General features: G+C 65.6%; 8 protein-coding genes and 1 pseudogene. 3 read left to right on the top strand and 6 right to left on the bottom strand.

Translation table 11 applies throughout. From position 1 onward, the window contains the following. Positions 1-21: 21 nt before the first annotated feature. Together A4V12_RS10320 and A4V12_RS10315 are read right to left on the bottom strand one after the other, a co-directional pair. Positions 22-837, bottom strand: coding sequence for a hypothetical protein (locus tag A4V12_RS10320; protein ID WP_064068960.1), 816 nt, complete (start codon positions 835-837; stop codon positions 22-24). Beyond that, positions 834-2,414 (bottom strand): hypothetical protein, encoded by a 1,581-nt coding sequence (locus A4V12_RS10315; protein ID WP_159028847.1) that lies wholly within the window; start codon positions 2,412-2,414, stop codon positions 834-836. The genes A4V12_RS10320 and A4V12_RS10315 overlap by 4 nt, the downstream gene beginning before the upstream one ends. A gap of 424 nt (positions 2,415-2,838) precedes the next feature. On the opposite strand from A4V12_RS10315, the gene A4V12_RS10310 reads away from it, so the two are divergent. Beyond that, positions 2,839-3,723 carry a DUF5655 domain-containing protein gene (locus A4V12_RS10310; protein ID WP_064068958.1) on the top strand — a complete coding sequence of 295 codons (885 nt, stop codon included), beginning with the start codon at positions 2,839-2,841 and terminating at the stop codon, positions 3,721-3,723. Positions 3,724-4,136: 413 nt separating this feature from the next. Here the strand turns inward: A4V12_RS10310 and A4V12_RS10305 are convergent, their stop codons facing one another. Together A4V12_RS10305 and A4V12_RS10300 are read right to left on the bottom strand one after the other, a co-directional pair. Continuing rightward, positions 4,137-4,925, bottom strand: a complete 789-nt coding sequence (locus A4V12_RS10305; protein ID WP_064068957.1) for a hypothetical protein — start codon at positions 4,923-4,925, stop codon at positions 4,137-4,139. A 42-nt stretch (positions 4,926-4,967) separates the two neighbouring features. Then, positions 4,968-5,264, bottom strand: a complete 297-nt coding sequence (locus A4V12_RS10300; RefSeq protein WP_064068956.1) for a hypothetical protein — start codon at positions 5,262-5,264, stop codon at positions 4,968-4,970. A 505-nt stretch (positions 5,265-5,769) separates the two neighbouring features. On the opposite strand from A4V12_RS10300, the gene A4V12_RS10295 reads away from it, so the two are divergent. Together A4V12_RS10295 and A4V12_RS39905 are read left to right on the top strand one after the other, a co-directional pair. After that, on the top strand, positions 5,770-8,283 hold the full coding sequence (locus A4V12_RS10295; RefSeq protein ID WP_159028846.1) for a hypothetical protein: 2,514 nt from the start codon (positions 5,770-5,772) through the stop codon (positions 8,281-8,283). Between the two features lie 488 nt (positions 8,284-8,771). After that, a pseudogene (locus A4V12_RS39905) lies at positions 8,772-8,882 on the top strand (HipA family kinase); the annotation flags it as partial. A gap of 892 nt (positions 8,883-9,774) precedes the next feature. Here the strand turns inward: A4V12_RS39905 and A4V12_RS37440 are convergent. Both A4V12_RS37440 and A4V12_RS37435 read right to left on the bottom strand, forming a co-directional pair. Then, a complete protein-coding gene (locus tag A4V12_RS37440; RefSeq protein ID WP_159028845.1) occupies positions 9,775-10,218 on the bottom strand; it encodes a hypothetical protein in 444 nt (147 codons plus the stop codon). Positions 10,219-10,689: 471 nt separating this feature from the next. Then, positions 10,690-11,331 (bottom strand): hypothetical protein, encoded by a 642-nt coding sequence (locus tag A4V12_RS37435; protein ID WP_159028844.1) that lies wholly within the window; start codon positions 11,329-11,331, stop codon positions 10,690-10,692. Positions 11,332-11,643 lie beyond the last annotated feature (312 nt).

Here is an 11,643-nt window from a genome sequence, read left to right as displayed (position 1 = left end):
GGTCCTTACATCGCGATGGCGTCAGGTGGCTAGGGCGGAGTCCGGGAGCATGCCGTGGTCGGTAGCGTCAGGCAGCTTCGGAGCCTCGGAAGGGAGTGGCGCATCGTGATGCGGCAAGGCCGCCACGCCCAGGGCGGCCAGTACCTGGAGCATTTCCCGGGCTGCCTGGTCACGGATGTGCAGCCTGTACAGGACGTTGGTGGCGTACGTGCCGCCCTCTTCCTCACTGGTCGCGCGGACGAACCCGCGCTGCTCGAGATGCGTGAACGCCCTCCTCACCAGCGCGTAAGTCGCCGAGCGCGGAGTCCTGTCCTTGTCCGTACGACCGGTGGGGTTGCGACGCAGGTAGGCCCGCCACAATCCCTCCAGGCCGGGGCTGCCGGCCGGCGGGTCGGTGTCCTCGTCGGCGGCTGCAGCACGGCGCTCAAGGATGGTCGCATAAGCCCTAACGTCTTCATCGACTTTCTGCACCGAGACCCGGGCGACGTGCTCGTCGTCGTCCAAGTGCTCCGGACGTGGGAAGGCTCGCGACGCGATGGCCAGGTGGGCGAGCAGGTACAGCGGCCGGTTCTCCGCATTGGGCACGAGGTCGGTGACCGAGACAGCGAAGTCCGTCTCGCGCGTGGTTGCCAGGACCAGTCCCGCCTGCGGGTGCACCTCCTGGACCGTGAGGTCAAAGCCCTGCGCGACCTTCCGCACCAGCTGTGCGAAGTCCGGCTCCGTATCGAACCGCCGCACGAGACGGGCGTAGTCTCCAGAACGCGCTGGGGACTTGCCGCGTGTCATGGCCAGAGCCACCGTCCGGGCTGCTGCGGCAACATCGTCGTACTGCGTCATGCACTCGGCTCCAGATCGTCATTCGTGGCGCGGGGAGCAAACTCTGGCGAATGGGACGGTTGCATATCGAGGGCCGCATCAACGTTGTCGAAGGCCGGTTCGCCCACGGCCGGCAACAGGAGGAAGTCGCTGCCACCGAAATCCGGGTCGTCCAACTCAGTCCCGTCGTCCACGACAACGACGGCTTCCTCACCGCGCGCCAGCTCGGCGACCGGGACATGCCGAAACCGATGCGCGGTCTCCATAGCCAGCAGATGGCCAGTGTCGTCACCGGGCCCTCTGCCCTCGCCCCACTCGCGGGCACGCTCGAGCAACCGAGACAGTCGCACGCCTTCCTCGGGGACGGCCGAAAGCAGCCCGTCCAGCCATGCGTGCTGCGCGTCGTCGAACCTCGGTGGATCGTAGGTGTCTTCCCAGTCGTCCGATGCGCCCACCGCGACCAGCTCAACCTCGGCCTGTTCCGGAATCCGTGTGAGGGCCTCGAAGTAGTCCGACAGGTACATCACCCGCGGGCGGATGGGACCGAGTACCCCGCGCACGAACGCCTCCAGGGGCCGCTTGCTGTCCTCGATACTGAGCTCGAGCGCCGGCTCCAGGAGCTGGCTGCGCAGGTGCACCCGTGTATGGACCACGGGTGCTACGAAGATCTGCCGGTCCTGCTGGCGCCGGAACTCGGGAACCACCCTGAGCAACATGTCGATGAGCATCAAGTGCCGCTGCAGACAATCCTCGATCAGTGCATCCAGAGCCTCCAGCTGCTGCCGCTTGCGTTCCTCTTCCGTGACCTCGAGCAGCTGCGCCACCTGCGCCTTCAGCTGAGTCTCCGCCCGAGACCTCTCCTCAACGTGCTCCTGCGCCTCCTTCAGCGGGCCCTCAAGATCCGCCGCCCAGTCGATGGCTCGTACGTTGCGTTTCATCTCCTCCATGCGGTCCATCAGCTCCTTCGCGTACCGGATGCTCTGGACATGGGCGGTGCGGGCGGCCTGCCACGCCTCACCGATCCGCGCACGCTTTAGCAACGCGACCAACTTGGCTTCCGCCGCAATCTGCTCGGACGCGATGTCCACATCGACCGCATGGACGAGCACCGTGATGGCCGCATCAGTAACGGTCAGCGCAGCCTGCCCGGCTTCGTCCGGCACGTCTTTGAGGATCTGGAACGGAAACTCCCTGACGACGAAGCCGTCGCCCGTCACGCTGCCGATCTCGTGCCGAAAGCACCGGTCGTGTCTCTCGGTGTTGATCAGGCGTTCCACCAGCCAGCGCGCGACTTCTCGATACTCGGCACCCGCCCGCCCGGGAACCTGGAGCGCCGCAGACTCAGCTACCCGTTCCACGACGGCTTCCTGCCGAACTGCCGTCCGCGCCCCTATCCGCAGCGTCACGAAGTCGATCGCCGCCAGGGCGAGTTCGGCCAGCCGGTACCCCTCCCAGCCCCGCTCCCGCTTCGCCGAACTGTCGTCGAGCGCCAATAGCGGCCGCACCACGGCCAGCGCCTTCATCCGCGACGTGATGCTCTCGTACGCCGCAGATGACTCGCCAAAGAACACTGAGAGCCCTCCCAACACCAGTCCCACGACAGGGAATTCACGCTAGGACACGGCACTGACAATGCCTTAGAATCGAACGTGAAAGCGATATATTTCGGCCGGAGGTCCGGCATCCTTCCTTTCCGTGACGGATTTACTCGGCAACGGCTTGCTGTGGGGTGGGTGCGGTGACTGGCTCTCGGAGTTGTGCGAGATGCGCCAAGTACTTAGAAGGCGCCTGCTCTATCCATAGAACTACGGGGCCTGACCTGCTAAAACGCAGTGCCCAGGCGCCCGTCCCGGCGGCCTGTGGGACGTATGTGGAGGCTGCAGACCCCTGGGGAGCCGTGGGACGCGAGCGCCCCGCCGGGCCGTACGTGGGGTCTCACGGAATCTTCACGGCTCCGAAGGCCCATACGGAAACAATTCGATCACCGTCCGGCGTTGCATCCCCGTAATCAGAGAAAGGACGGTGTCGGGGCTGAGGCTGTTCAACACGAAAGACGACGTGACCGGGGTCATGCCGCGCCTGGCTGAGGTCGAGGCAGATGTGCAGGGTCTCGTCGAGGCTCACATGGAGACGCTGTTGGGCGTTCGATTCCTGGCGAGCGAATACAGCACAGGACCGGTCCACGGGGGCCGGATCGACTCGCTGGGACTGGACGAGAACGGATCGCCGGTCATCGTCGAGTACAAGCGAGGAGTCGACGCCGGCGTCATCAACCAGGGCCTGTTCTATCTCGGCTGGCTGGTGGACCACCGAGCCGAGTTCGAGCACCTGGTCCGCGACCGGCTCGGGGCTACGGCCGCGTCCCAGGTGCTGTGGAGAAGCCCGCGCCTGATCTGCATCGCTGGCGACTTCACCCGCTACGACGTGCACGCCGTGCGCGAGCACCGGCGTTCGATAGACCTGGTCCGCTACCGATTCTTCGGCGGCGAACTGGTCGGCCTTGAGACCGTGGCGTCCGTCAGCGGCGGCGTGCCGGTGGCCCGCCGGGCGCGTCGGCAGGCGGTCGCCCAGGCGGCTAACGTCCAGGGCACGTCGATGATGGAGCTGGCGAGCGCGGTCGACGAGGCGCTGCTTGGGCTCGGGGACGGTGTGAACCGCATCGAGCGCAAGACGTACCGGGCGTATCAGCGGCTGCGGAACTTCGCCTGCGTTTGTCCGCCGCAGCGGACCAAGGTCCTGGTCTACCTGAAGGTCGACCCGGAGGACGTCGATCTTGTTCCGGGCTTCACCCGGGACGTGTCCGGTCTCGGACACCACGGGACGGGTGATCTGGAGGTGCAGCTCCGTACGCCGAGGGACGTGGAGCGGGCACGGAACCTGTTCCGCGCGAGTTACGCGGCTGCGTGATCGCAAGCTGGCCTCCGAGACGTGTTCGATTCGCGGTTGCTCTGTGATCGTCGGGAGATGCCTTTCAATGGGCGGGCAGGGCGTGGCGGTGGACTATCAATGGTGCGCGGGATCGCCGGTTTGGCTAACCGGCGATCCCGCGCTACGTTGCGCCGCTTAGGATCTGCTGACCACCGTCGGCCTCTACTGGTTCACCCGCACTGGCCCTGCGGCCGTGGACTTCTACTGGGAACAGGCGCACGCCGAGAACACCGGCTAGACAGGAGCCTCCGACCTCCCACAGCGCTCATCCCTCTTCTGCAGCAACCCCCTGGGCCGCAAGGTGCTCGGACCCCCGTCCGGCCCCGACACCGTCTCCTTCCACGAGCACACCGAAGGCGGCCACCTTCCCGCCCGGAGTTGCCCTGCTGGTGCTACCCGGACCGCCGTGTGCGGCGGGTTTCGAGCCCGGCGAGTTGGAGGCCCGGGGTGTCGTAGGGCATCAACGAGCTCTCTTCGATCAAGGGCACGATGACCGGCCACAGTCCCTCGGCGGCTGGGGAGGGGTTACCGATGTGGCGTTCGGTCACGGCCGCTGCGGCCCCCGCCAGCAGGTCGGCCAGCTGGATGGAAGGGTGGTCGGCGGAAGAGCCGCGGAGCACGGTGTGCACGGGGGCGCCCCTCTCGCGGGTCAGGAGGGTCATGCCTATCGGACTGGTGGCGTACTCCAGCACGGTGCGCAGGACATCGTCGGTAAATGTGTGCTGCTCATCGGTGAGGAGACTGACGAGCCCGAGGCTGTGTCCCCATCGGCGGGCTGTCTGAGTCACCGCCGGGATAAGCATCTCCAGGGACGGGAACGGGGAGTCCTCCTGGTGGAGGGCCGCCGCGTACGGCCGGGTGGAGCGCACCTGGGCCAGCACCTCAGTTACGGGCCGCCGAGTCGAGGCGCCCCATGCATGTTCGACCGCTGCGAAGAACGCCTCCAACGCGGCTTCCTCCCGTCCCAGCGCGCGCTGGGAAGCCAGGGCCACGAACGAGGACATCAGCGCATCGAACAGCGCGCCCGGAAGGGCACGCGGTCCCTGGAGCGCCAGTGTCCGGGCCATGGCGCGTGCCTGGCCCTCGGCGTACAGGTTCCGCCCTTCGGCGTGCGCCTTCTCCTCCAGCAGTAGATCGATCGCCTTCGCTGCTACGGCGTACTCCTTGTCGACCACGTACACCGAGCAGCGTTCGTGCAGAGCGCCGGCCGGGCCCCACAGATCCTACAGCAGGGACCACCGCTCCTCGCGGTCCTTGAACAGGCGGAACTTCAGCTCCCCGGCCTGCTGGATCCGGGCCTGCTTACGCAGGGTGTCGATCAGTGGGGCTGCCTCGGCGTCGTCGATGGCGACGGACGCGAGGACAAGGAAACGGCGCTGCCGGCCGACGAGCTGCTCGCCATCCCATCCAGACTCGTCGCACGCAATCCAGCGCCCTTCGCCGGCGTGATCCGAGGTCGGCTCGTTCTGGTTGAGTTGGGCGTACTTTTCTCCGGTCAAGGCGATGACGCCATTGTCCATGTGGCAATCCGGTTATCGGACTGGCCCCGCTCACGTACTACGTGGTCGGCGGGCAGATGGAAGCACGGTGGGATACGTGTGCCCCTGGCGGCCCTGATCCCCGGCGCCCCGTTCTTTCCTCAACTCGCTCTGCACTGAGGCTTCGTGGAGGCGGTTCACCTGATCTGGTGAACTCTGCCGTTTCGGCTCGCCGGGGCGCCGAGACCGGTGGCACATTCGGCGGTGCACGTCGGTGGCTCATCACCGGCGTCCGCCTCATGCCGCTTCCGGCGGAGCAGGAGCAAGCTGCGAGATTCCCAAGCGCCCCATGGTGTTGTCGGGTTGATCCTTCTTCGGACGTTGGCAGGCGGACCGTACGGGGCAGGGAGTCCGCGCATCTCAGTTCACGGGTGCCGGTTCACGCCTTGCCGGCACGAGGCTTCGGCGCTCGGGCGCGTGTCATGCCCCCGAGAGACGGGGCTTGTGCTTGCCCGGCACGGCCGGGTGGAAGGACGACACCATGGCCATGAAACGGCCTGACGGTATCTACCCCTACATCGGCACCCCCATCTGGGGTGAGCGCCTCGCGGACGCCGTCGAGAACACCTGCGCGGACCTGGAGGTGGTACCGCCTCCCCGGCAGGCGATCACCGAGGGTCTCGCTACCGCTCTCCCGGACACCGAGATCAAGAATCTGATCTCCACCCAGCGCGGCAGGAAGGTTCTCAAGCCGACTGCCCACCGGCTCGTGCAGGCCGGTGCTGACCAGGTGCTGCTGCTGATGTGCGACGTCCACGGCGCCGCGGCTGCCCCGTGGCACCTCAACGACCGCACTGTCCCGGCCTGGTCGCCGCCCCTCCCGGAGGCCAACCAGCGCGTCGAGGACCTCGTCGCCGCCGAGGTGGCGCTGGAGGAGGCCCAGAAGGCCGCGAAGTCCGCCGAGAAGGAGGTGGAGGCTTGCCGTCGCGCGCCGGGAAACGAGTCGTACACCGCGCAGGCGCTGGCGGCGGCCACGCAGAAGCACCAGGAGGCCCTTCGCCTCGTGAACGAGCTTGAGGGCAGGCGCCAGGTCCTCCTCGCCGCCCTGGGCAACCGAAGGCCGCGCCCGGTGGTCCGCTCCGCGGAGGAGGGGGAGCCGAAGGCGGCGCTCGTCCTGGCGGAACAGCCGTACGCGGTGGCCGTCCACCTGCAGCGCTACGCCGCCGCGAGCCTGGAGCGTGCCGGCAGGACCCGCGGGTACGACCTGGTGGAGTCCCTGGTGGACGCGGGCCAGCTCTCCAAGGGCATGAACGTCCTTCAGCAGTGGCAGATCACCAACTCCGACGGCACGGTGTCGAAGCCGTGGCGGCTGGCCGCCGTGACCGGCAACAACCGGGCGCTGGCCCGTCTGGACGTCTTCCGCGTACGTCCGGAGCACCTGGTGACGGGAATGCCCCAGTCCCTGGTGTCCCTGCCGAAGGAAAAGACCGACCCCGGGCTGCTGCTGCTGAGTCTGCGGGAAATCCTGAACCGGATCTCCACCCGGCTCAACCAGGACGCTGCCAACCCGGAAACGGAGCTGACCGACCCGTCGCTGCGGGCGGGGAAGATCGCCACGGTGTCCGCGGAGATCGTGATCGGCTGCAGCAGGCCGGAGGCGCTGGAACACGTCCTGCGGACACTGAACGTCAACGACCACCTGCGCGGCATCCAACCCTACGACGAGGACGCGCGCCGGATCGCCCTGTTCGCGACGCTCGTCGACTCCTATGCCAAGGAGTCGGTCCTGGACGCGGCCCTCGCCGAGGCGTTCCCCAACGCCCGCGGTGCGGACCTTCTCGACCTGGCCGGGGTGCGCGACGCGCTGACCGCCAACGGGCCGCTCGATCCGCTCGAACCGCTCGTCCCCGCAGGCGAGGAGGTCTCCCCCGTCGTGCTGCGCGACATCGCGGTGCGGGCCATCACCGCTCTCGTGTTTCCCGGGATCCCGCCCGAGACCACGCCGAAGTCGAGCAGGCGGACCGTCCGTGACACGGGGCGGTTCTGGCCGATCGTGCGGGGCGCACTGCAGGAGCCGGCGTGGAGCCAGATCCGGGCGAAGACGGCCGAGGCGCGTACGCGGCTGTGGTCCGCGGCTGTCGCGCAGCTTTTCCTGCACCGGGGCAACATCCTCTCCGCGCTGGGCTTCTTCGGTACGTCGGAGACCCAGAAGGGCGCCGGGCCGGACCCCCGGCCGCTCAAGGAACTGTTCCTCGGGGCGGAGGCCGGTGACGCCGGTGCCTGGGCCGCCCTGGTCCAGCGGATGGCGCCTGTGCTGATCCACGCGCCGCAGCCGTTCATCACGCCCGGCCAGGGCAGTGAGGCGAACGACGGGCGCAAGGGCGTGCGCCGCACCCCCAGCAGTGCCCTCGCCGCTCTCACCCTGGCGTACACGCAGAGCAACGTCCCGAACATCAGCCGGGTCCTTCTCCTGGCGTTCGCGAAGGCCGTGCTGGAGCACCCGGACGCGACGCGGCCGCCTGAGGCGCAGGACGGCACGCCCCTGGTCTGCTACGGCGAGCAGCACTGGAGCGAGGAGGACCGGACGCCGATCACCGCGGGCATGGTGATTGCCCCGGACATCGAGGGCCGGCCCACCGGCTACGTCGCCGACAAGGCGTGGTTCGACGAGATGTTCCCCGTGGAGCTCGGCCGCCCCGCCCCGGCCGGAGGAGACGCCAGCACTTCCATGGGCACCGGGAACAGTGCTGGTGCCGGCGACGGCGGCACCTCCCGCGAGGAGGTGCGGGTCGACCCCCGCGAGCAGCTGGACGCCCTGCGGCAGCAGCTGCCCGCCCGTGTCGAGCTCGTCGAGGGGAGCTACCAACGGGCCGTGGACTCCGCCCACACGCTGATGACGGACTTTGAGGAGGCACGCCGTCTGCGGGCCCAGCTCGGAGAGGATCCGCTGCCGGCCGATCAGCGGATCGAGTGGATGGAGAAGCTGTCGAAGGCGCGGGACGCGGCCCGGGCCAGCGTGACGTCGCTCGACCAGGTGGAGACGCTGATCCTGCAGATCTGACTGGCATGGAAGGTCTGATCTCTTCAGTAAGCGGGCCCGCACGTCCTTGGTAAGTGCGGGCCCGCCTCTGTTCACCGGCACCATCGCGCTGGAGGCGAGGGCGACATGGAATACCTACACCTGGAAGCAGCCTTGGCCAGGGCAGGCGTCATTCCGCCGCGCGCCGAGGGGTCGAAAGCCTGGCAGTGGGCGGGGGCTCCGAAGGACGGCTTCCATGTGCTTCGGCATACCTACGCCTGGATCATGCTGGAAGCCTCGGTGGCTTGGACACTCTTCACCTTTGATCACTCTCGGTTACTATGCTCACTTCGTGCCGGAGGCCGGCAGCAGGGGGGCGCGGCACCATCGACGGTCTGCTTGGGGAGCCCGGGGGATCAGCTTGCTAGCCGAAACTCCCCAGATTCTCCCCAGCGCTGTTAACCCGGCCTCTACGCTCCGGAGAAACCTTCCGTGAATTGCAAGGTTGAAGAGATGGGTGGCCTGGGAAAGTGTTGCAAGAGGTCGTAGCGACCCGCTATGTCACACCCTTGCGTGAGGGTGGATCCCTCCCGGGGATCGTAGAGGCCGACGATTTCAGCATATACGTCATGATGTCCACTAGCGAGCCGCTCTGACCTGCGGTGATGTGGTTCGCATCCGCTTTGACCTGCGTCGATGGCCCTTTCACCGTCTTTCAGAGTCGTCGCGCGTTGTGTGGTCGATTCCCCCCCCAGCCGCTCCCCCAGAGCCGCTCGTACTCCCCAGATTCTCCCCAGCGAGCTCCCGCGACGGGGAATCCGGCGGCGCCGTGTCCGACTCGTTGGGTGCCTCAAGGGGGCTACGGAGGGCTATCGAGTCGCTTGCCGAGCCCCTTATGCGCATGGTGCTGTTGCGGTCCTTGGCCGTTCTAGCGGGTGACCGCCACTTTCACGGCGACCAGGATCGTAAGTCGGCAACTGTCCGTCCTGCCGGGTGGCGAGCGCCGGCTTCCAGATCTGGTCATTGAAGGCGCTGCTCCATGGGGCCGTTTCGGCAGGAGCCGTGAACACGAGCCGGTGAGTCACCTTCCATCCGCTCGGCGTCAGCCGCGGCGACGTGACCTCGACCGGCGGGAAGCGCTTCATGTGCTCGCGCAGAGCCGCCGAGACTTCCGGGTCCAGCGGGAGGTCCCGGAGCTCTGTGGAGTCCATGTAGCGACGTCTGCCTCCAGGCACGGCAAACGTCACATGGCATGCGGTGCGGAGGGCGGTCAGCGGCGAGGGGGCGGCCTTTGCGCATGGTCGGCCGTCTGACTGGGACCGAGGTGGTCTGGGGCGCCGTACCCCCGCTGTCACGACGGCGCGGGCGTGTGAGGCAACCGCACCACCGGGAATGAGCTGTCCGGGAGCAGCTGCTGCCGCGATGTGGCGACTGCCGGTGTGGTTGCTCCGTGTCGATGCCAGTCTCGATATGGCTGATCGTCGTGTCGTCTTCGGCAGCAAACCGGTCGGCGGTCGCCTCGCCACCCGGTGATTATGTCAGTGTGGCGACGAGAACCACGCCAATCAAGTTCAAGAGAACACCCACTATCTCGAAGATAGAGTAGCCCAGCCATTTCCTTTTGGCGTACTGATGGGGGTCGAGGCTGAGAATGAATGCATCAATTCCGATGACGATGAGAGCAACCGCAACAATCAGGACCGCCCCCAAAGTTGGCGACCAGTCTTCCGGAATGGCTAGAATTACACCTACGGCAGTAAGCAGGACTGCCGGAACGATTTGAGTCGCGTCGGCTGCGAAGGCTATGTATTTCCTGATGAAATCGTCATGCAGGTGGGCTGGCTTTACCTGCCCGGGCGACATGTGAGCTTCGCTTGCATTTATGATTCTGACAATTTCTCTCTGGACCTTTCTTACGAAGAGAGGGCTGAGAAGATACATGAGAATCGATGCTGTGAAAGGAATGTAGTCCTTCACGTTCACTCCAGGAAGCCCATCAAGCCGCGTCAACGCGTATGGATGTTTCGCCCTGAGAGTGGTATGAGGGGAGATGCTTCCTGCGCCAGAGGGGCTTGATTTCTGTTTCTTCCACCAATATGACTTGGTCAATCCCGTTGCCTGTGACAGTGAGAGGGAACTCGATAGGAGGGCAGCTACCCCTAGGGGGGACGCGAATGGTTTCACTGTGGCGAACCCGAATGGCATTCTTCAGTTTGTACCGGATCACGCTGCCTTCGCAGCGGAGCTTGACTAGTATGTCGTATTCTAGGTCTGTCGGGTTATCGAATACGACATACTGGCTGCACCCAGAGGCTCCTACGGTGCACTTCTCTCCGGGGGCGATGTAAGTTCTTCCCGTTATCCAGCCGGGAAGCCCTTTGAGCTCCGTTGAGCATTTGCGTTTCTTCTTCCCTTGAGATGACTTCATGTCCCAGTCCGGGGTTGTGGTCAGGAATCCTCGCGCCCGCTTCCCCCCGCTTCCCTTATGACGTCGGCGACCTCGCGGATAACTGCAGGCGTTCCTGTTTCGGTAATGAAATTCTGAACTGTCCGCAGATAGAGCCCAGTGCCCGACGCTGACACTAGCGTGATCTGTCCATTTGGGGCCTCGGAAGTAAATACCTGGAATGACAAAGATGAGTCATCCCAGTCGAAGCGTATGAAATCGCAGCCTGTTTCAAGTGTGTCCAGGGGGAAGCTGTCTGCCCATTCGAGAGCGCTTTTTATCTCGTCCTCGTGTCGCGACCCGTTGATTGCAATCATGGCCGTGCCTTGTGTGGCTCTTCCTAGATCCATGAAATTGCGAGGAGTGCAATCGGCGGTCCAGCTGAAGACGTCTCTTGGGCCGCGGGCGTCCACGCTCAGGAAGTCTTGAGGGGTTATCTCTATATGGAATATTGAGCCCTCTGGTGTAGGCACTTGATAAGTGGAATGCGGCATGGTGTTCTCCGCTGATCCGGCAATTTGAAGCCGCGCGATATTAAGGAGGCGAGACCGCGAGTACTTCTGGTAGGCGCCACACCACATCGCCCGTGTGTTACGAAAGCTCCTCCGCGATTCCATGGTCGCTCCAAGATTGAGCACGTGCATCTCGGGGACCTCCTTGCAGCCCCGGGCGTCGTGGGCAAGGGGCGGGCGGTTCGGCTGCTTTGGGGGCTGGGTTTCGAGGCGAACACCCTTCGGTGCAGTGCCAGAAGCATCTATGAGCAGCTGGCGTAGATGAAGGAGATGCCAACTTGGATCGGTGCGAGCTGCGCCAGGACGGGGCGGCCTGCGTCAGGGATATCTTCGATGCGCAAGCACCGATGCGTACGGGCCTCACCAGGGTCATCTTTGGTGACAATCTGTCGGAAACCGCATGGGTTCTGGTGCAATTACGATAGAGCGTCAACGAACCCGCGT

This window comes from Streptomyces noursei (assembly GCF_001646665.1).
Classification (GTDB): domain Bacteria; phylum Actinomycetota; class Actinomycetes; order Streptomycetales; family Streptomycetaceae; genus Streptomyces; species Streptomyces lavendulocolor.
Note: the sequence above shows the minus strand (reverse complement) of the source record. Positions and strands in the feature narration are given on the sequence as shown.

Bases quoted from the DNA above. Each gene is read 5' to 3' on its own strand.
- A4V12_RS10320 (WP_064068960.1), bottom strand. From the start codon at position 837: ATGACGCAGTACGACGATGTTGCCGCAGCAGCCCGGACGGTGGCTCTG.
- A4V12_RS37435 (WP_159028844.1), bottom strand. From the start codon at position 11,331: ATGCACGTGCTCAATCTTGGAGCGACCATGGAATCGCGGAGGAGCTTT.
- A4V12_RS10300 (WP_064068956.1), bottom strand. From the start codon at position 5,264: ATGGACAATGGCGTCATCGCCTTGACCGGAGAAAAGTACGCCCAACTC.
- A4V12_RS10295 (WP_159028846.1), top strand. From the start codon at position 5,770: ATGAAACGGCCTGACGGTATCTACCCCTACATCGGCACCCCCATCTGG.